This is a genomic window from Flavobacterium sp. HBTb2-11-1, from assembly GCF_009826975.1.
Classification (GTDB): domain Bacteria; phylum Bacteroidota; class Bacteroidia; order Flavobacteriales; family Flavobacteriaceae; genus Flavobacterium.
Map to the genome: position 1 here is coordinate 1 of NZ_WUMO01000006.1, position 21,235 is coordinate 21,235.

General features: G+C 33.8%; 21 protein-coding genes. 7 read left to right on the forward strand and 14 right to left on the reverse strand.

The window, feature by feature from the left end; all coding sequences use genetic code 11:
- Positions 1–29: 29 nt before the first annotated feature.
- From GR162_RS13950 to GR162_RS13970, 5 genes are all read right to left on the reverse strand, one after another.
- Positions 30–935 (reverse strand): TIGR01777 family oxidoreductase, encoded by a 906-nt coding sequence (locus GR162_RS13950; RefSeq protein ID WP_160782674.1) that lies wholly within the window; start codon positions 933–935, stop codon positions 30–32.
- A 102-nt stretch (positions 936–1,037) separates the two neighbouring features.
- Positions 1,038–1,424: a hypothetical protein gene (locus GR162_RS13955; protein ID WP_160782675.1), complete on the reverse strand. Its 387-nt coding sequence runs from the start codon at positions 1,422–1,424 to the stop codon at positions 1,038–1,040.
- A gap of 5 nt (positions 1,425–1,429) precedes the next feature.
- Positions 1,430–1,789, reverse strand: coding sequence for a hypothetical protein (locus GR162_RS13960; protein ID WP_160782676.1), 360 nt, complete (start codon positions 1,787–1,789; stop codon positions 1,430–1,432).
- Positions 1,786–2,133, reverse strand: coding sequence for a hypothetical protein (locus GR162_RS13965; RefSeq protein WP_160782677.1), 348 nt, complete (start codon positions 2,131–2,133; stop codon positions 1,786–1,788). Before GR162_RS13965 ends, GR162_RS13960 begins: the two co-directional genes overlap by 4 nt.
- Before the next feature lie 55 nt (positions 2,134–2,188).
- The gene (locus GR162_RS13970; RefSeq protein ID WP_160782678.1) at positions 2,189–2,692 is read right to left on the reverse strand and encodes a GbsR/MarR family transcriptional regulator; all 504 of its coding nucleotides are present in this window, start codon (positions 2,690–2,692) and stop codon (positions 2,189–2,191) included.
- A gap of 138 nt (positions 2,693–2,830) precedes the next feature.
- On the opposite strand from GR162_RS13970, the gene GR162_RS13975 reads away from it, so the two are divergent.
- On the forward strand, positions 2,831–4,093 hold the full coding sequence (locus GR162_RS13975; protein WP_160782679.1) for a sodium:proton antiporter: 1,263 nt from the start codon (positions 2,831–2,833) through the stop codon (positions 4,091–4,093).
- Between the two features lie 152 nt (positions 4,094–4,245).
- Here the strand turns inward: GR162_RS13975 and GR162_RS13980 are convergent, their stop codons facing one another.
- From GR162_RS13980 to GR162_RS14020, 9 genes are all read right to left on the reverse strand, one after another.
- Positions 4,246–4,905, reverse strand: a complete 660-nt coding sequence (locus GR162_RS13980; RefSeq protein WP_160782680.1) for an ElyC/SanA/YdcF family protein — start codon at positions 4,903–4,905, stop codon at positions 4,246–4,248.
- Positions 4,906–5,051: 146 nt separating this feature from the next.
- A complete protein-coding gene (locus tag GR162_RS13985) occupies positions 5,052–7,079 on the reverse strand; it encodes a M3 family metallopeptidase (protein WP_160782681.1) in 2,028 nt (675 codons plus the stop codon).
- Between the two features lie 126 nt (positions 7,080–7,205).
- On the reverse strand, positions 7,206–7,688 hold the full coding sequence (gene purE, locus GR162_RS13990; RefSeq protein WP_008464237.1) for a 5-(carboxyamino)imidazole ribonucleotide mutase: 483 nt from the start codon (positions 7,686–7,688) through the stop codon (positions 7,206–7,208).
- A gap of 115 nt (positions 7,689–7,803) precedes the next feature.
- On the reverse strand, positions 7,804–8,958 hold the full coding sequence (locus GR162_RS13995) for a 5-(carboxyamino)imidazole ribonucleotide synthase (RefSeq protein WP_160782682.1): 1,155 nt from the start codon (positions 8,956–8,958) through the stop codon (positions 7,804–7,806).
- A gap of 4 nt (positions 8,959–8,962) precedes the next feature.
- Complete coding sequence (locus tag GR162_RS14000; protein WP_160782683.1) at positions 8,963–9,382, reverse strand: PIN domain-containing protein; 420 nt, start codon at positions 9,380–9,382, stop codon at positions 8,963–8,965.
- Positions 9,372–9,620, reverse strand: a complete 249-nt coding sequence (locus tag GR162_RS14005; protein WP_008464242.1) for a DUF6364 family protein — start codon at positions 9,618–9,620, stop codon at positions 9,372–9,374. Before GR162_RS14005 ends, GR162_RS14000 begins: the two co-directional genes overlap by 11 nt.
- 152 nt (positions 9,621–9,772) lie before the next feature.
- Positions 9,773–10,324 (reverse strand): hypothetical protein, encoded by a 552-nt coding sequence (locus GR162_RS14010; RefSeq protein ID WP_008464243.1) that lies wholly within the window; start codon positions 10,322–10,324, stop codon positions 9,773–9,775.
- Between the two features lie 23 nt (positions 10,325–10,347).
- Positions 10,348–12,450 carry a TonB-dependent receptor gene (locus GR162_RS14015; RefSeq protein ID WP_160782684.1) on the reverse strand — a complete coding sequence of 701 codons (2,103 nt, stop codon included), beginning with the start codon at positions 12,448–12,450 and terminating at the stop codon, positions 10,348–10,350.
- A 270-nt stretch (positions 12,451–12,720) separates the two neighbouring features.
- A complete protein-coding gene (locus GR162_RS14020) occupies positions 12,721–13,992 on the reverse strand; it encodes a sorbosone dehydrogenase family protein (RefSeq protein WP_160782685.1) in 1,272 nt (423 codons plus the stop codon).
- Positions 13,993–14,178: 186 nt separating this feature from the next.
- Here GR162_RS14020 and hpt point away from each other — a divergent pair, with 186 nt between their 5' ends.
- From hpt to GR162_RS14050, 6 genes are all read left to right on the forward strand, one after another.
- A complete protein-coding gene (gene hpt / locus GR162_RS14025) occupies positions 14,179–14,709 on the forward strand; it encodes a hypoxanthine phosphoribosyltransferase (RefSeq protein WP_160782686.1) in 531 nt (176 codons plus the stop codon).
- Between the two features lie 66 nt (positions 14,710–14,775).
- Positions 14,776–15,348: an adenylate kinase gene (locus GR162_RS14030; protein WP_008464247.1), complete on the forward strand. Its 573-nt coding sequence runs from the start codon at positions 14,776–14,778 to the stop codon at positions 15,346–15,348.
- Between the two features lie 204 nt (positions 15,349–15,552).
- Complete coding sequence (locus GR162_RS14035; protein ID WP_160782687.1) at positions 15,553–16,827, forward strand: hemolysin family protein; 1,275 nt, start codon at positions 15,553–15,555, stop codon at positions 16,825–16,827.
- 149 nt (positions 16,828–16,976) lie between these two features.
- A complete protein-coding gene (obgE, locus tag GR162_RS14040; protein ID WP_008464249.1) occupies positions 16,977–17,978 on the forward strand; it encodes a GTPase ObgE in 1,002 nt (333 codons plus the stop codon).
- A gap of 324 nt (positions 17,979–18,302) precedes the next feature.
- Positions 18,303–20,447 (forward strand): S46 family peptidase, encoded by a 2,145-nt coding sequence (locus GR162_RS14045; RefSeq protein WP_160782688.1) that lies wholly within the window; start codon positions 18,303–18,305, stop codon positions 20,445–20,447.
- Positions 20,448–20,530: 83 nt separating this feature from the next.
- The gene (locus GR162_RS14050; RefSeq protein ID WP_160782689.1) at positions 20,531–21,217 is read left to right on the forward strand and encodes a lipopolysaccharide assembly protein LapB; all 687 of its coding nucleotides are present in this window, start codon (positions 20,531–20,533) and stop codon (positions 21,215–21,217) included.
- Positions 21,218–21,235: the final 18 nt, after the last annotated feature.

Genomic DNA, 21,235 nt, shown 5'->3' on the forward strand with positions numbered 1-21,235 from the left:
GAAATGACAAAACTGTGTGAATTTGAGGTCTATATTAAATCTCGAAAAGTTCTATCAATCTCCCCAAACTTAAATTCAAACCCATTTTCCAAAAGTCGTTTCGGAATCACATTTCTACTTTTTAAAACCAATTCAGTTTCAGTTCGAATCAAAAAAGATCCAATTTCTAAGAAAAATTTATTTAGCGGAATTCCGAATGGAAAACCAACCGCTTTTCTAAGTTTCTGCATAAAATCAATATTTCGAATTGGAGTAGGAGAAACAACATTTATAACACCAGTCATTTCTTTTTCAATAATAAAATCAACTGCATTAGCAAAATCGTCTTCATGAATCCAACTTACAAACTGATTTCCTTTTCCTTGTTTTCCTCCAAAACCAATTTTAGCTAAAGCTTTTAACGGAACAAAAGCACCGCCATTCTTACCTAAAACGATAGAAGTTCGCAAAGCTGTTTTTAAAGTATGCGGAGTTTCGGTTTTAAAAAATGCTTTTTCCCAAGAAAGAGCAACATTTATAGAAAAGTCATTTCCAATTTCGCCATCAACTTCATCCATTTGTTTGTCTAATGAAAAACGATAAATAGTTGCTGTTGATGAATTCAACCAATGTTTCGGCGGATTTTGACATTTTAAAACTGCTTTGTTTAGAATTTTCGTGCTTTCAATTCTTGACCAAAGAATTTCTTTTTTATTCTTTTTGGTATAACGGCAATCGACAGATTTTCCGGCAAGATTAATTAAAATTGTTGCGTTTTCTAATTCCTTTTCCCAACCGGTAAAAGTTCTGGCATTCCAGTTTACATATTTAATTCTGTCAATTGTCTGAGATTTTCCACGAGTCAGAATTACAATTTCTTCAAATTTATTTTTGAAATGATTTACTAAAACTTGTCCGAGAAAACCAGTTCCAGATGCTATAATGAGTTTGTTCATTGTGTTGATTTTTTTAGCCACGAATTACACGAATTTTTAAAATTTGTACAGTCTGCATTAAAAATAATTAGTGAAAATTCGTGCGATTCGTAGCAAATAATTTTAAGCTTTAAAAACCAATCTTTCTTCTCTTTGAGCTTCTTTTGCTTTTCTTTTTCCTCTAAAAAAGAAGTATAAATTGAAGAATAACATGATGCCAAGATAAATAGAAAATCCACCAATTTTATAGCTCAATCTTTCAATTAATTCCTGATAGCTGTCTTGGCTTAATTGCAGTTCCAAAATCATTAAAGCAAAACCAATATTTAAAAGATAAAATCCAGTTTCAAAAAGTTTGTTGGTTGCTTCAGCAATTTCTTCACGGCCTTTAAATATATCAAGCATAAAGATTTTTCCGTTTTTAAAAAGTGTTTTAGAAACGTAATAAGTTAAAAATAAAGCAACTGGTAAATAAATTCCGTATCCGATTAAGATTTTTGTAGTTTCCATAATATTTAATTTTTGTTGTTGTTAATTAATTTTTGAATGTATTTAGTTATAATTAAAATGTTGAGGTAATGCAGAATTGAAATAATAAAAATTATGACAGCTGTTTTGATGCAAATCGTTTCAATTACTTGAGTAGAAGAGATAATTTTTTGCCAGGAAATTAAAGTCATTGCACAATAGCCAATGTTCAAAAGATAGTAGGCCAAGAGCAAAACGTGATTTATTCTTTGACAAATATCCACGTGATTTGGGATTAAATCTGCAACGTAAATATTTCCGTTTTTGTAGCAGATTTTTCCAACTTTTAGAATGATGAAAGTTGTAATGCCGAGATAGATTAAATATCCAATAATGTTGAAATTCATCTGTTTGCTTTTTTATAAATTATTGCAGAAAAATAGATTGCTAGAATGGGTGGTAAAGCATACTGAAGATATTCTAGAATTTGAAAATATTTAATGTTTACGTTGCATATCCAGCAAAACACAAAAAGCAAAACACCACAATTATAAAATCTCAGCATTTTGTCTGTTGGGTGGTTAAGCAGTAATAGAATACCAATAATAACTTGAAATAAGCTGGTTAACATTACAAACAGTAGAGCATAGCCAATCAAATTGCCATTACTTTGCTGAGTTATTAAACCCAGTGCAGTAAGAATTATTGGGATTCCAACTAAAAAGATATTTACAAGGTTTAAAATTTTCATAATTATTGTTATTTTTAAACTTTCAGAAAAAATTGAAAGTTTTAATTAAATTTTTTTATTTCATCATTTTTATAAACAATTTTCCAAGCCAGTTATCATTAAATTCAGTCATTTTGTCCAACATATTGTCAGCTTTTAAAACAAAATCATAGAGCTTAGTGGTCTGATCAACGAAGTGCTTTTCCTCAGCTGAATCTTTAGCTTCAATTGTCGAAACTTCTTTTAAGATTTTCAGAGCTGGTTTGATTTCTCTTTTGCTTCTTTCTCTCGAAATTTTTACAGCTAATTCATCTAGATCTTTTTCAGCTGTAAAGAATTCTTTTCTTTCTCCGGCTTTAAATTCTTTGTAAACAATTCCCCAATCCATTAAAGCTCTTAGGTTCATACTAGCATTTCCGCGGGAAATTTGCAATTCTTCCATAATGTCTTCCATAGAAACAGGTTCGTTTGAGACCATTAATAAAGCGTGGATCTGTGCCATCGTTTTATTAATTCCCCACTGAGAACCTAATGCTCCCCAGGTTTGTACAAACTTATTTTTTGCTTCTTTGAATTCCATGGATCAAATGTATGTAAAAGTTTTTAAACTTTCAAAAATAATTGAAACTTATTTAATGAATTGTAAAATTGTGTTAATTTGCCTCTCGAAACTTTTGATTGCATCATGATACAGCTATTTTTGTAAAAATCACTTTTTATGGAATTATACTACACTTTTTCGGTGCTGATTGTATTAGCATCTTTCTTCGCCTATTTAAATTTAAGATTTTTAAAACTTCCAGGAACCATCGGAATTATGATTATTGCTATGCTGGTTTCAGTCGGAATTCGCCTTTTGGGAGATTCTTATTTCCCTGCAACGACAAAGCACTTTTTTGATTTGATAAAAGAATTTGATTTCAACGAAATCCTGATGGGAGCGATGTTGAACTTTCTTTTATTCGCAGGAGCTTTACACGTAAACATGTTTGATCTTAAAGAACAAAAAGTTCCGATCATGATTTATTCGACAGTAAGTGTCGTTTTATCAGCCTTAATTATTTCTGTTCTGCTTTATTATATAGCACCACTTTTAGGTATAACTATTCCTTATATATTTTGTTTGGTTTTTGGAACCTTAATTTCTCCAACCGATCCAATTGTGGTTTTGGGAGTTTTAAAAGAAGCCAAAGTTCCTAAAAGAATAGAAACTAAAATCGTTGGTGAATCATTGTTTAATGACGGGGTAGCAGTAGTAATGTTTGCCGTTGTTCTAAAAATGGCGACCGATCCGAAATTTGATGCTACTTTCGGTTCAATATCTTGGTTATTTATTAAAGAAGGAATTGGTGGACTTTTATTAGGAGCAATTTTTGGATTTACAGCGTCTAAGGTGATGAAGAAAATTGATGATTATAAAGTTTCTGTTCTTATAACGCTTTCTATTGTAATGGGAGGATTTTTAATTGCCCAAAGTTTACATGTTTCTAGTCCATTGGCGATGGTTGTTGCCGGATTGATTATTGGAAACTATGGCAAAAAAGTTGCCATGAGTGAAGTGACTAAAGATTATTTAGGCAAATTCTGGGAACTTATAGATGAAATTTTAAATGCTGTTTTGTTCTTATTTATTGGTTTTGAATTGTTATTGTTGCCAGATTTAAATAAGCAATTGCTGACAGGATTCGTCGCTATTTTTATAGTACTCTTTTCAAGATTAACTTCTATAGTTTTACCGTGGAAATTCTTTGATATATTTAAATTTTTCGGAATCAAATCGGCTTACAACAAAGGCTCTTTAATGGTTTTAGTTTGGGGTGGAATCCGTGGTGGAGTTTCTATCGCATTAGTGCTTTCTATGCCAGAGAGCGAATACAAAAGCCTCTTATTGGAAGTAACTTATATTGTAGTCTTATTTTCTATTGTTGTTCAAGGATTGACAGTTGGAAAATTAGCAAATAGAGTTTTGGAGAAAGAGTAAAGAGAATAGAAAATAGAACAAAGAGTAAAGATGAAAGTTCTTTATTTTTAAAACTTAATTATAAATTTGTCTAAACTTTTGGGTGCAGTCTACTTTCGAGACAGCCTTTTTTATTAGAATGCTCCAGCGGAGCAAAATGTTCTTCAATACTTTTATCGTTTATCTTCTTTAGAAAAGTTGGATTCTCCATTTATATCAATTTGAGTTCCTAAAAAGCGAGGTTCGCGATTTCGTAAAACATCAAAAAAAGATTTGAAAATAGAACCATATTCTCTAAAGCAAACATATTTATAACCTAAATATTCTCCCTTGTTTGCGGAATATCCAACACATTTAATTCCTAGTTTTTGTCCGATATAAATAGCGCGATTTAAATGATATTTCTGAGAAATTAAGGTTGCTCTTTTAATTTTGAAAATATGTTTGGCACGATACATTGTCGAGTAAGTATCAAAACCCGCATAATCAATAAATATCTTGGTAGTGTCAACGCCATGATTATAACAATAATTTTTCATCACCGTTAATTCATCATATTCATCACGACCATTATCTCCGGAAAGTAAAATTTTATTGATGCGTTTGGCTTTCCAAAGCATAATCCCAGCATCCAAACGATCTTTTAAATATTTGCTTGGCTGATTTCCGTTAATTCCTGCGCCAAAAATAATTCCGACATCATTCTTTGGGAACTTTTTAGCTGAATAATAAATCTTAGTTTTTGTTGAAGATTTTACATAATAGTTTACAGAAACAACGGCAATCAATCCGATAATGGCAAGATAAAGCGCTATTTTAAAATATTTTTTCACGGCTTGGATTTGTAAGATTATGATTTAAAATACGAAGATAGCTAAATTTATTTCTAAGAAAAATCAAATAAAAAAACCGAAGCAGAAAAGAAAGCTTCGGTTTCAAAAATATCTAATAGTCCAAGAAGTCTAAAAATCTAGAAAGTCTAAAGTAATCCTGCTCTCTTCAACAAAGCTTCAGGTTTAGGTTCTTGACCTCTGAAACGTTTGTACAAAGTCATCGGGTGTTCTGTTCCTCCTTTTGAAAGAACATTATCTTTAAATTTCTTAGCAATATCTTCGTTGAAAATTCCATTTTCATGGAAATATTCAAAAGCATCTGCATCCAGAACTTCCGCCCATTTGTAGCTATAGTATCCAGAAGAATATCCGCCTTGGAAAATGTGTGAAAATGCCGTACTCATTGCATTTTCTTTTACATCAGGATACAATTGTGTGTTGGCAAATTGTTCTGTCTCGAAAGTTTTCAAATCTGTGATGTTGGTTGGATTTTGTCCGTGCCAAGCCATATCTAATAATCCGAAACTTAATTGGCGTAAAGTCGCTAAACCTTCTTGGAAACTTGCACTTTCTTTAATTTTCTGAACATATTCAATCGGAATGATTTCTCCCGTTTCGTAATGGTTTGCAAACAAAGCTAAAGCTTCCGGCTCGTAACACCAGTTTTCCATAATCTGACTTGGTAATTCTACGAAATCCCAATAAACAGAAGTTCCAGATAAACTTGGGTAAACCGTATCAGCTAACATTCCGTGTAAACCGTGACCGAATTCGTGAAATAAAGTGGTAACTTCATTAAAAGTCAATAATGAAGGTTTTGTTTCGGTTGGTTTTGTGAAGTTGCAAACATTAGAGATGTGCGGTCTTTCGTTTACGCCATCTTTCACATATTGAGATTTGAATGAAGTCATCCATGCACCATTTCTTTTTCCTTTTCTTGGAAAGAAATCAGCGTAGAAAATCGAAACTAAATTGCCATCAGCATCTTTTACTTCGTAAGTCGTAACTTCTTCGTGGTATTTATCAATATCAAAGACCTCGGTAAAAGTTAATCCGTATAATTTTTTAGCAACGGTAAACGCGCCATCTAAAACTTTTTCTAATTGAAAATAGGGTTTCAGTTTTTCATCATCTAAATTGAAAAGCTGCTGTTTTAATTTTTCAGAATAATATGCGCCGTCCCATTTCTCTAATTGTTCAATTCCGTCTAATTCTTTCGCGAAAGCGGTTAATTCAGCAAATTCTTTTTGAGCTGCTGGTTTTGCTTTTGCTAATAAATCATTTAAAAAAGAAAAAACTTTCTCCGGACTTTCTGCCATTCTTTCTTCCAGAACAAAATGAGCGTGTGTTTTATAGCCTAATAAATTGGCTCTTTCATGACGAAGTTTAGCAATCTTTAAAACAATTTCTTCGTTGTTGAATTCGTTCTTCTGGAAACCTTTTGCTCCAAAAGCAATTGCCATTTTTTTACGTAATTCGCGATTATCGGCATAAGTCAAAAACGGAACGTAACTTGGATGATCTAAAGTAAAGATCCAGCCTTCTTTTTCCTGATTTTTGGCTAATAATCTTGCCGCTTCGATTGTTCCTTCCGGCAAACCTGACAAATCTTTTTCATCCGTTAAATGCATTTCGAAGTTATTGGTTTCTGCCAAAACATTTTCGCCAAACTGCAAACTCAATTTCGATAATTCTTTGTCGATTTCTCTTAGTTGATTTTTCTTGTCTTCTGGCAAGTTTGCTCCGTTTCTTGAGAAGCTTTTGTATTTTTTATCTAATAAAGTTGTTTGTTCAGGGTTGAGGTTCAAATTTTCTTTTTGATCGTAAACGGTTTTTACTCGTGCAAATAAATCAGCATTCAAGCGAATGTCATTTCCAAATTCAGAAAGCCAAGGCGAAACTTCCTGAGCAATTTTCTGCATTTCATCATTCGTTTCAGCCGAATTCAAATTGAAGAAAATACTAGAAAGACGATCTAAAATGTCGCCTGAAAAATCCATTGCGACAATGGTATTTTCAAAAGTCGGCTCATCTGGATTATTTACAATTGCATCAATTTCGGCTTTAGCCAAAGCAATTCCTTCCTGAAAAGCAGGAACGTAATCTTCGATTTTAATTTGCGAAAAAGGCGCTGTGTTATGCTTGGTGTTGAAATATTGTGTTAATACGCTCATATTTTTAGTTTTCAGTCTCAGTCTCAGTTTTCAGTATGAAATTGAGACTAAAGAGTTTATTTTTTGAGTTTTCAGTCTCAGTCTCAGTTTTCAGTGTTCACTGTGACTGAAAACTGAGACTGAATACTATTTTAAGCTTTCAGCCGCTTTATTAACCGCCGCTTTCAATTCTTCTTTATAAGAAATAATAGTATCTAAAACTTTTTTGTCATGGCTTCCGATGATTTGTGCTGCTAAAATCCCAGCATTTTTTGCTCCGTTTAAAGCTACTGTTGCAACAGGAACTCCGCCTGGCATTTGCAGAATTGATAATACAGAATCCCAGCCATCAATAGAATTGCTTGATTTTACTGGAACTCCAATTACAGGAAGCGGAGACATTGAAGCTACCATTCCAGGTAAATGCGCTGCACCGCCCGCTCCGGCAATTATTACTGAAATCCCGCGATTGTGTGCGTTTTTGCTGAAATCGAATAATTTTTCCGGCGTTCTGTGTGCCGAAACGATATCTACTTCAACTTCAACATTAAATTGTTTTAATATGTCGATTGCATCCTGCATAACTGGCATGTCTGAGATGCTTCCCATGATAATAGCTACTTTGCTCATTGTTTTTAATTTGTTTCAAGTTTTAAGTTTCAGGTTTCAAGTTGTTACTGAGACTTAAAAAATATATTTTATTATTTACTGTAAACTGTGACTGCGACTGCGACTGAAAACTAACTTAAGCGCTAATTACTCGAATAGTATTCTTCACTTCCTGTGCAATTCTTCTTGCTTCAGCCATATTTTCATTTACGATTGTCACGTGTCCCATTTTTCTGAAAGGGCGAGTTTGTTTTTTTCCGTAAATATGTGGTGTAACGCCGTTCCATCCTAAAATGGTTTCAATGTTTTCATAAACAACATTTCCAGAATGACCTTCGGCACCGACTAAATTTACCATAATTCCGGCAACTTTGCTGTCTGTATTTCCTAACGGAAGATCTAAAATAGCGCGTAAATGATTTTCGAATTGTGAAGTATAACTTGCTTCGATAGAATAATGTCCAGAATTGTGCGGACGTGGCGCAACTTCGTTTACCAAAATTTCGTCATCTTGAGTCTGGAACATTTCAACTGCTAAAAGACCAACGTGATTGAAGTTTTCTGAAACTTTTAAGGCAACTGCTCTTGCTTTTTCAGCTACTTTATCGTCGATTCTTGCCGGGCAGATTACGTATTCAACTTGGTTTGCTTCTGGATGAAATTCCATTTCGACAACCGGATACGTTTTCATTTCTCCTGATGGATTTCTAACCACAATTACCGCCAATTCGTTTTTGAACGGAACCATAGTTTCTGCAATGCATTCTACATTTGGCAATGTATCTAAATCTGATGCTTGGCGAACTATTTTCACTCCGTTTCCGTCATAACCAAATTCGGTGCATTTCCAAACAAAAGGCATCTCGACTCCGCTCGATGTGACAGCAGTTTTTAATTTATCTAAATTTTCAAATCTTTCGAAAGGTGCGGTTGGGATATTATTTTTAGCGTAAAAATCTTTTTGAACGCCTTTATTCTGAATTCCTTTTAAGGTTTTTGGAGACGGATATACTTTTAAACCTTCATTTTCCAATTGCGTTAAAGCTTCAAGGTTTACCAATTCGATTTCGAAAGTCAAAACATCGACTTGTTTTCCGAAATTGTAAACAGTATCATAATCCATTAAATCGCCTTGAAAAAACTTGTTGCAGGCAATTTTACTTGGCGCTTCATCACTCGGATCTAGAACGTAAGTTTGTATATCAAATTTTCTAGTGTCGAACAAAAGCATTTTACCTAATTGTCCGCCACCTAATATTCCTAATTTAAAATCAGAAGAAAAATAATTCATTGTTTTATAGTGTGTTAAGAAATTCATCTGGAGTGTAAACATTGATTTCAGAAAATTTAAAGTCTTTCAAATCCCTAGTAATAATACAATCCATTGAATTTATTGATTGTGCTGATGTAATCTGAATTGCATCTTCAAAATCTTTATGGTTGGATTTTAAACTTTTTTTCAAAATCGATTCAGTTACTGCTATTATTGAAATTGTGTCTAGCAAATCTTCAATAATGGAACGCAACTCTTTTTCATCAACCACTTTTTTTGCAATATAATGTACAGTTGCAAGAGAGTGCGATGTAGAATACATTTTAATTTTATGACGTTGGCAATAGTCGAAAATTGAAATAGCATTTTTTGAAAATGGGAATCTATTCGCAACAATATCAACCAGAATATTAGTATCAAGAAAAATGTTTTTAAAGGCCATATTTCTCTCTATAGTGTTCCTCTTTTACTTTTTCTTCATCAAAATCTGGTGGTAATGTAATTCTTCCAATCAGTTTTTTAACTTTAGGATGAATGTCATCGTAGGTTTGTTCTTTTTCTGTTAGATTTTTAAAATAACTTTCTACCAGCTCAGATAAACTTCTGCCTGTTTTTTTTGCATACGATTTTGCCTGCTCGATAACTTCTTTCTCTAAAGATAATGTGAGTTTAGTATTCATATACGTAATGTTTTTGCAAATATACGTAAAATAATTATTTTGCATTTTTTTTCCGTCCCGAATTTGCTTCGCCTGTTCGCTGTCGCTCGAGCCACAAATTTACTTTTGCTTTGTGCATAAAAATAATTTGTGAATTAGTGGCTATCAAAAACTTATTTTATTTTCTTCAAAACTTCTTTGGCGACGGCTTTATACGCGGCTGAATGATCACCGAAATCTTTATCAAGAATCACTTTTAGCTCGGGGTGAATCCAGTCATAGTAATTCCCTAAAATGTATAAAGTTCTAATCGAATAGGCTTTTGTAGCGACTTTTGTATCGTTAATCAGCCAATCGAAAGAAGCTTCAATGCAGTCTTGAAGATTTTCTTCGGAGAGTTTGATGCTGTTTTCGCTTTTCTTATAATGTGATTTTACTAAAAGCTGAACGATTTTTGCAATCGGGCGCATGGCACTTTCGTCCTTTAAAACTTTTAGATTGGAACAGAAAAAATCGAGGTGAGGCTGGAGCCAAAGCAATTCTTCGTAAGAAACAAATTCTAAAATCCAGCAGGCTTTGTGGTTGTTTTTGTCTTCGGGTGAAAAACAAATCGAAACTAATGCGCTGAAAAGTGAAGGGTTTTCTAAAACATCTTGCGCGGTTTTGAGGCGGTTTTCTCTATAAGCATTAACATAATCCAGTTTTTTCTGCAGTTCGGAAAGCATTGTCTTTGAAATTTAGTACGCTACTAAAATAAATAATTTAATGAGATAATTCCGTAATAGTTTATAGGTAATCCTGGATAGTAAAATCTTAGTTGCGCATTTCCGATAGCAGTTGCATTAGTTAAAATCATCGAAGCGTATTTTTCGTTCGTAACATTATTTATTCCTGCGTCTAAATGTGCTTTTAATCCCGATAAAATTTCAAATTGATATCCTGTTTTTAAATTTAATAAAGAATATGAATCTGAAAAATCGGCATTTGAATCATTCATCGGAATTTTATCTGTAAACTGAAAATCGGCTGAAAAATAAAATCCTGAATTGGTATTGAAATTAAAACCTGCACTTGCGGTATTGGCTGGAACCCCAGTTAATTTGTTTCCAGAATAATCATTTCCGTTATCAACAAATTCTTTAAATTCATAATTTCCGATTGAAGTTCCTATATAGGAGTTTAAATTGAAAACTTTATTAATTGACCAATTGTGATTTAATGTGATTTCGATCCCTTCATGAAAAGTTTTTCCCGCATTTACACCTTCGTATTGATCGTCTCCGATTCTTTTGGCGACTAATAAATCTTTAATTTCCATTCGATAGACTGCAATTTCAGCATATAGTTTTTTGCTAAAAAGATGAAGTTTGCTTCCTAATTCAAAATTGTAACCTGTTTCGGGTTTAATGTTCTGATTGATATTTCCCGCCGAAGTTAACGTTTCTTCGGTTGCAGGAAGAGAAAATCCTTTGCTTGCAGAAAAGTAAAAAGTTTGAACTTCATTTGGTTTGAATAAGAAAGAAAGTTTAGGTGAAAAAATACCATCATAACTATATTCTTCCTTCGGATTATTCGCGGAAGCGGGAAAATCATTCTGCAATTCAAATTTGGTTTTGTTGTAATTTAAACCTGCCTGAATCTCAAATTGATCAGAAAGTAAGGTTCTAATTTGCGAAAAAATATTGTAAAAATGCCTTTTCTGATCGGTTGTCGAGAGTTGGTCGCCTTGTAAACTTCCGTTTCCATTATTTTGCTGATATAAATTTTCGAAAGTATTTCCGCTATAATTATCTCTGAAATATTCCAGTCCAGCAATAAATTGATTTTTAATTTTTCCGATTTTAAAATTTCCCGAAAACTGCATTCTTGCGCCCGAAGAAAAAGTATATTGACGCAAAATATCAAAAGGGCGCGGTTCGTTGCTGTCTTTATAATTGATGAAAACGGAAGTGGAATTTTTTAAGCTTTCATTAATTGAAAAATCGTAAGCCAATCCGCCCATAGTCGATTTGTATTCTTTAAAACCTTGTGAAGCAACCCAAGTGGGTGCGCCTGCCTGCGGATTATTTTCGAAAGTCGTTTTATTAATAGAACTCGGAATATATGCCTTTAAATAAGTGTAATTGGAGAAATACGTCAGTTTGCTGTTTTTCTTCCTGAATAATTGGCCGCCAAGTGTAATTCCTTCACGATTGTAAGCACTGTTTTTGCGCCAGCCATCTGTTTTTAAATTATGATAACTCAGGTTTAAAAAAGAACTTTTTTCATTCAGATTAAAACCAACTCTGTTTTTCAATAATCCAAAAGAGCCAAAAACAGAATTAACTTCAGCTTGATAATTTCCTTTATTGAATGTTTCTGGCGAAATCAAAATCGCTCCTCCCAAACCAGCACCATAAATACTTGAAAGAGGCCCTTTTATAACTTCAACCTGACTGATGTTTTGAAGATCAATATCGTCAATTACCGTTTCACTGTTTCCAGAAGTTAATGGAATACTTCCGTAAAAAGCTCTGATTTTATTGGTTCCGTATGGAGTTCTAGCGCCAATTCCGCGAATCGAAATTCGCGTTGTAGTAATATTGGACGATTGCATAAAAACGCCAGGAATGGTATTGATAATATTGCTGATGTCTGTAGTGTTGTTTCGAAGCAATTCTTTTTCGGATAAAATACCAATTGAAGCTGGATTATTTTGCAAATCGCTATTAATGTGAAGCGGGCTTATTAAAACTTCGTTCAGTTTTTGAGTTTTGACCGAATCAATATTTTGAACTTCTTTTTCTTGTGCGGAACTATTTTTAGAAACAAAAAAGACAAAAAGGAGAAGAAAATATTTTTTGAAAGGCATAAAAAAGGGGATGGATTAAAATGCGGTTTATTTAACACATAGAAACATAGTATGGATTGAGGCAAAAAAGGCGTTTTACTTGTCAAAAGCCACATAGAAAAACTATGTGTGAAAAACGAGTTTTCTTAATAACATCTTTTTAAACAATCCCGAAACGTCGGGACTATGTCTCTATGTGTTTAAAATTTTCTTTTTTATAATTGGAGTTACTTTTTAACGATTGTTTTTGGGGCATCTAATTTTTAGGATTTGGGTTTTAAATATTGTAATTTACTTGTTAGCTGTCACTTTCCAAATAGTATTACTGCTATCATCATTTACCAAAAGCGATCCGTCATTCATCACGGTTACCGCAACAGGGCGACCATAAACTTCTGCTTTGTTTTCGTCAGAAATAAATCCGGTTAAAAAATCTTCTGGTTTTCCGGAAGGTTTTCCGTCTTTAAAAGGAACGAATAAAACTTTATAACCTGAAATTTTAGAACGATTCCAAGAACCATGCTGACCAACAAAAGCGCCGTTTTTATACTTTGCCGGAAATTTATCTTTAGTATAAAAAGCCAATCCTAATGAAGCAGTGTGAGAACCAACTGCAACATCTGGAACAATTGCTTTTTCGACTAGATCTTTTCTTTCACCTTTCATTCTTGGATCAGGAATACTTCCGAAATAAGAATAAGGCCATCCGTAAAAACCGTCTCTTTTTACGCTGGTAATATAATCAGGAACCAGTTCGTCTCCTAATTCGTCACGTTCGTTTACGGCTGTCCAAAGTTCTTTATTCACAGGATTCCAATCCATACCGACAGGATTTCTCAGTCCCGAAGCGTAGATTTTTTCGCCAGTTCCATCTGGATTAATTTCAAGAATTGCTGCACGACGAATTTCCTTATCCATTCCGTTTTCTCCATTATTACTTCCAGAACCTACAGAAACATAGATTTTGCTTCCATCAGGACTTGCCAATAGATTTCTTGTCCAGTGATTGTTGTAGCCGCCCGCGGGAAGTTCAAGTATTTTTTCTCCTTTTGTTTCCAGTTTCAGCGGATTATTTTTATAAGGATAGCGGTATAATCCGTCGGTATTGGCAATGTAGAAAAAGTCTTTTAAAACTAACATTCCAAAGGGTTTGTTTAATCCCGAAATAAAAACCTGACGAGTTTCAAATTTCCCGTCTTTGTCTTTATCTCTTAAAACCGTAATTTGGTTTTTACTCGATCTTGTTCCGCTTTCAACCACAAAAATATCTTGGTTTGGTGCAATATAAGTCCAACGCGGATTTTCGAATCCGTCAGCAAATTTGGTAACGGTAAAACCTTCGGGAGCTTGAGGTGTTTTGCCAGCTGGCCATCCAATTACTTTGCTATTGTTGGTTTTGGATTCGGTTGCATAGGGAGGCGGAAGTGTAATATCTCCGACAGCAGTTTTCACAACATTGCCAGGCTGTTTAGCTAAGGTTTCTTTTTCTTTTTTTACTTGTCCATTACAACCAGTTGCTAAGGCTAATAGTGATATAAATAATAGATTTAGGGGGTTTTTCATCTTTTTTCTGGAGTTAAATGATTATTACACAACAATTTACTGAAATTTAAAATATTGTAAAGGAATAATTTGTAAACATTAACTGATATTTAACATTCATAAAAAATATCTCGATACAGTTTATTTTGATAGAAGCTGTTAAGTTCTAATTCTTTATCTTTGTCCATTATTTTAAAAAGAAAAATAATGATACAACTTCACGATAAACAATTTGTTCCGTTTATTTCGGCTAAAGAAATTGATTTTGCTTTAACTAAAATGGTGGCACAGGTAGAAGACGATTTTGGTGATGACACACCAATTTTTATTGGGGTTCTTAATGGCGCTTTTATGGTAGTGTCAGATTTTCTGAAAAAATATAAAAAGCCTTGTGAAGTTTCGTTTATAAAAATGGCTTCGTACGAAGGAACTGAAACGACAAATACCGTTAAAGAATTAATTGGAATCAATCAGGATCTTTCAGGAAGAACAGTAATTATCATTGAAGATATTATTGATACTGGAAATACTATTGAAGAATTAAAGCATTTGTTTAAAGCACAAAACGTAAAGCATTTTAAAATCGCGACTTTGTTCTTTAAGCCGGAAGCATACAAAAAAGACATCAAAATAGATTATATCGGAATTCGAATTCCGAATAAATTTATTGTTGGTTACGGTTTAGATTACGATGGTTTAGGAAGAAACCTAACCGAAATTTACAAATTAGCAGAATAACAAAACACAACTAAATATTCATTTAAAGACTTCTGAAAGACAGAAGTAACAACACTCATTTCAATTATGATTAACATCGTTTTATTTGGAAAGCCTGGTGCAGGAAAAGGAACTCAGGCAGAATTTTTAAAAGAGAAATACAATTTAACACACCTTTCGACAGGAGATATTTTTCGTTTCAATTTAAAAAATGATACTGAACTAGGAAAACAAGCAAGAGTTTTTATGGACAATGGAGAATTGGTTCCTTGTGAAGTGACAACTGCCATGTTAATTGATGAGGTGAAAAAACATCCAGATACAGCAGGATTTTTGTTCGACGGTTACCCAAGAACAATCAATCAGGCAGAAGCTTTAGATAAATTTTTGCCAACAATCGGATCAAGCGTAACAGCAACAATCGCTTTAGAAGCTGATGACGAAATTTTGGTAAAACGTCTATTAGAAAGAGGAAAAACAAGCGGAAGAGTTGATGATCAGGACGAAGAAAAAATTCGTGTGAGATATCAGGAATATAATGAGAAAACAGCTCCTCTAATTGGATATTATAAAGAACAAGGTAAGTTTCATGCTGTAGACGGTATCGGAACTATCGAACAAATTACAGAGCGCTTAACGTCAGTTATAGATAATTTGTAGAAGCTTTTTCCAGCTGTACGTTACAGCCCGATAGTTATCGGGACGCAAAAGAACTATTTTTCTAACTCTAAAACGGGCTTTTCAAATGTTTTTGACAATCAATGTTTTTGGGTTAGAAAAATTAGTTTTTTAATTGACAGCCATTTATATTTAAGATTACAAATTACATTTAACGAGACCATTTTATAACGAATCCACTATCAATTGGAAATACTAATTATATTTTTTCTAATTCTATTAAACGGAGTTTTCTCCATGTCTGAAATCGCATTGATTTCGGCCCGTAAAAACAGGTTGGAAACAGCAGCGAAAAAAGGCAACAAAAGTGCTAAAACAGCACTCGATTTAGCCAATTCCCCAAATAAGTTTTTATCTACAGTACAAATCGGAATTACCTTAATCGGAATTTTGACGGGTATTTATTCTGGTGACAAAATCACAGCAGATGTTGAACTTTTTGTGGCAGGAATTGCAGTTCTAAAACCTTACGCGCATTCAATCGCAGTGGGAATTGTAGTTGTAGTTTTAACTTTCTTTTCTTTGGTTTTAGGAGAATTACTTCCAAAACGAATCGGATTAAATTATCCAGAAGCAATTGCAAAAATGGTTGCAATGCCAATGAAAGTCATTTCGATTATAACGGCTCCATTTATTTGGCTTTTAACTTCCTCAACAGATTTTTTATTGAATGTCTTTCAAATAAAGCCAACTGCTGATGGAAAAGTTACAGAAGAAGAAATTAAAGCCATCATTAAAGAAGGAACCGAAGTTGGAGAAGTTCAAGAAATTGAACAAGATATTGTGGAGCGTGTTTTTCATATCGGTGATAGAAAAGTAAATTCTTTAATGACGCACCGCAAGTCGGTTGACATGCTGCCATTAAAAGCCGATAAAGAAAAAATTAAAGAGCTGGTTGTTCAGGATCTTCATGCAGTTTATCCGGTATACAACGATAATTATGATGATATAGTTGGAGTTGCAACTCTAAAAAATATTTTTGCCAATATTGAAAATGATAATTTTGATTTTTCATCTATAATAACTGAAGCGCCTTATTTAATGGAGCAGACTACAGCTTATAAAGCTTTAGAAAACTTCAAGAAAACAGGAATTCACTACGCTTTGGTTTCAGACGAGTATGGAGTTTTTCAAGGTATGATTACGTTGAATGATATTCTGGAAGCTTTAGTTGGTGATGCATCAGAATTTTATAAAGATGAATTCCAGCTTATCGAAAGAGAAGACGGTTCATGGCTGGTTGACGGACATTATTCATTACACGATTTCTTAACGTATTTCGAATTGGACGAACTGACAAACGATTACGAAGTAAACACCGTAAGCGGAATGATTATGACTGAGCTTTCGCATATTCCGAAAGAAGGTGAAAAATTAGTTTGGCAGAAATTTGTCTTGGAAGTTGTCGATATGGATGGCGTTAAGATTGATAAAGTGCTTGTGAAAGCATTAAAAGAGTAAAAATTAAAGTTTACAGTCACAGTTTACAGTCGCAGTTTGCACTGGTAACTTAGACTGAGGTTGAATAAAAGATAAATTATAGTTTTCGGTTAAAGTTTTCGGTCTTGTTTGGTGCTGAAAACTGCGACTGCGACTGAACACTTAGAAAAATGACAGAAGGAAATTTTGTAGATTACGTTAAGATATATGTTTCTTCCGGAAAAGGAGGAAAAGGTTCTACGCATTTACATAGAGAGAAATTTATTGAAAAAGGAGGTCCGGACGGTGGAGATGGCGGTCGTGGAGGACATGTGTATTTAGTTGGAAATAAAGGGCTCTGGACATTATTTCATTTAAAATTTGCACGTCACATTAAAGCAGGTCATGGTGGAGATGGAGGTTCTGACAGAAGCACAGGTGCAGATGGAGAAGATAAAATCATTGAAGTGCCATTGGGAACTGTTGTAAAAGACAAAGAAACTGGAGAGACACTTTTTGAAATTACAGAACACGGAGAAAAACAGATTCTTGCAAGAGGAGGAAAAGGTGGTTTAGGAAACTGGCACTTTAGAAGTTCTACAAACCAAACTCCTCGTTATGCACAGCCAGGTTTGCTTGGTGTAGAAATGGATGTGATTTTGGAATTAAAAGTTTTGGCAGATGTTGGTTTGGTTGGTTTCCCAAATGCTGGAAAATCTACGTTATTATCTGTATTAACTTCAGCTAAACCAAAGATTGCCGATTATCCGTTTACGACTTTAAAACCAAATCTTGGAATTGTGGCCTACAGAGATTTTCAATCTTTTGTAATTGCTGATATTCCTGGAATTATTGAAGGTGCTGCGGAAGGAAAAGGTTTAGGTCATTATTTCTTGCGTCATATTGAGCGTAATTCGACTTTGTTGTTTTTAATTCCAGTGGATACTGCTGATATTAAAGCCGAGTATGATATTTTGGTGAACGAATTGACTAAATACAATCCTGAAATGTTAGACAAAGAACGTCTTGTCGTAATTTCAAAATGCGATATGCTGGATGATGAATTGAAAGCTGAATTGAAAGCCGAATTAGATGTTTCTTTCAAAGATGTTCCGTATATGTTTATTTCGTCTGTTGCACAACAAGGTTTGACAGATTTGAAAGACAGGCTTTGGAAAATGCTTAATGAATAAAATTGGATTTTTATACTACTTTGAAAAGGTATTCTGTTTTCTCAGAATGCCTTTTTTTGTTTGTGATAATAATGGCATTAAGAACGCAGATGAAACAGATTTACTTCGTAAAGTCGTGGATCAATTCAGATTTAAAAAAAAAATCAGTTTTAATCTGCGTCTTCGCAATAGCGAATCCGTATAATCCGCGTCCTGCTTTTGAATGGATTAATGTTAAATTCTTAATAAAAGGCTAAAAAAGCGAAAACATGTTCAATTTTGAATTTGTTTTGAATGGAATAATTGCTAAAAAGGCTTATATTCGCATCACTTAAACAAAATAACATGAAAAAAGTAATTTTATTCTTGACCATGTGCCTTATGGCTTTCCCAATGAGAGCTGATGAAGGAATGTGGTTTTTGATGTTTATCGAAAGATTGAACCATAGAGATATGGAAAAAATGGGTTTGCAATTGACAGCCGAAGAAATTTACAGCATTAATCACCATAGCTTAAAAGATGCGATTGTACAATTCAATGGAGGTTGTACTGCAGAAATCGTTTCAAACAGCGGGTTGGTATTGACTAATCACCACTGTGGATATAGTGCAATTGCAGAACTTTCAACTGCAGAACAAAATCATTTAAAAGATGGTTTTTGGGCAAAAAGCCGTTCTGAGGAACTAAAACCTAAATCTTTGTTCGTTCGTTTCTTCGTTCGTATGGATGATGTTTCGAAAAGAATTTTGTCAAAAGTAAATGGTACTATGACAGAAACGGAAAGAAACAAAATCATTCAGCAAGAAATCGCTTTGATCGAAAAAGAAAACAGCGAAAATGGAAAGTACACAGTATCTGTTCGTCCTTTCTTTCAAGGAAATGAATATTACTATTTTGTTTACCAAGATTATACAGACGTTCGTTTAGTGGGTACTCCTCCTGAAAGTGTTGGTAAATTTGGTGGAGATACAGACAACTGGGAGTGGCCTCGTCAAACGGGAGATTTTTCTATGTTTAGAGTTTATGCTGACAAAGATGGAAATCCAGCTGCTTACTCAAAAGACAATGTGCCTTTAAAACCAAAACATTATTTACCTGTTAGTTTAAAAGGTGTAAAAGAAAATGATTTTGCGATGATCTTAGGTTATCCAGGAAGAACAAACCGTTGGATGCCAGCTGGAGGAATTGAGCAAAACATTAAATATGCTTATCCTGCTTGGGTTGAAGGTGCAAAAACAGGAATGGATGTAATGAAAAAGTATATGGATAAAGATGCAACTGTTCGTTTACAGTACGCTTCTAAATATGCTTCGACTGCAAACTACTGGAAAAACCGTCAAGGTATGATCGATGCTTTAACAAAAGCAGGAACGGTTGATACAAAAGCAGAGCAAGAAGATAAATTTTATGAGTGGGCAAGCAAACCTGCTAATAAAGAAAAGTACGAGAATGTAATTCCGACTATCAACGATTACTATAGAGAGACAAACTTAAAAGCACGTCACGATAATTATTTGATGCAGCTTTTACGTACTTCTAGCTATGCAACTGCACCAGCTAATTTAGGAAACGCATTAATCGCTTATTACAAAGAAAATGATGCTAAAAAAGCAGAAATGCTTCCTAAAATTAATGCAATGGTAGAAAACATTTATGGTGATTTCTATGCTCCTTTAGAAAAAGATATTTTAACGGCACAATTGAATTTATATGCTTCTAAAGCTGCTGAGTACGGACTTGCGCCAGAAATTGCAAAAATGAAAACGGCTAACAATGGTGACTTTACTGCTGATGTAGCAAAAGCAACTGAAATTAGTTATTTTACTAGTAAGGAAAAAGTATTAGCCTTTTTAGCTGATCCAAAACCATTGGCAATTGTACACGATCCGTTGTATATTATTTCGAATGATTTAATGACAAAATACCGTGCTAAAACAGACGATCAGGCAAAAGCGGATGATGGTTTTGCAACTGCTTACCGTAAATTGGTTGAAGGTTTAAGAGAATCTAAATTAAACGCAATTAAATATCCAGATGCAAACTCGACGTTGAGGTTGACTTACGGAAAAGTTCGCGCTTTACCTGCAGATCCTCGCAATGATGCTAAAATCAACAACTATACTACAATGGAAAGTATGGTTAAAAAATACAAAGCAGGAGATCAGGAATTTGACTTGCCATCTCGTTTATTAGAATTAAACAAGAAAAAAGATTACGGACAATATGCTGATAAAGCAGGTTATATGCCAGTAAACTTCTTGACAGATAATGATATTACAGGAGGAAACTCAGGTTCGCCAGTTCTTAACGGAAAAGGAGAATTGATCGGAATCGCTTTTGACGGAAACATCGAAGCAATGGCTGGAGACGTAATTTTCGATTCTAAATTGCAAAGAACTATCAACGTAGATATTCGTTATGTACTTTGGATTATTGACAAATACGCAGGAGCTAAAAATATTATCGACGAATTGACGATTACTAAATAATCTCATTTTCATTTTAAAAAACAACCCGATAGGTTTCTATGACCTGTCGGGTTTTTTATTTTATATTTCGTTATTTTTGAAGCATGAAAAATCTCCTTTTGTTTCTTTTTATTTTGCCTGTTTTTGGTTGGGCACAATCTAATTTTGAGAAAGGAGAAAAATTATTTCAGGCTAAAAAATATAACGAAGCGGAGCCCATTTTTGAAGGAATTCTAAAAAACAATCCATCCGATATAAAGGCATTAGAATATTTAGGAGAAATAGCAGGACATCAAAAAATGTGGATAAAAGGAGCTGCGTATTTCAAAAAACTTAAAGAATTGCGTCCTAATGTGGCTGATTATTTTTTTAAGTATGGTGGATGTCTAGCTATGAGAGCTGTTGAGGTAAATCGATTTAAAGCTTTTACAATGGTGGGAGACATGAAAGAAGCTTTTGAAAAAGCTATCGAATTGAATCCGAAACATGTGCAGGCGAGATGGGCTTTAATTGAAATATATTTGCAACTGCCAGGGATTTTGGGCGGAAGTGAGTCGAAAGCAATCGCTTATTCAAATGAACTGGCTCAATTTTCTCCTGTTGATGGTTATTTATCACGGGGAAGAATTGAAGAGTATTTCAAAAGATATAATCTGGCAGAGAAAAATTATAAGAAAGCCCATGAAATTGGCGGTTCAAAAGTGACATTTCAAAAATTATATAATCTATATTTGAATAAGTTAAAGGATCCTAAAAAAGCTAAGGATTTAAAACAAAAATTCGAAGAATAATATAAAAAGGCAGATTTC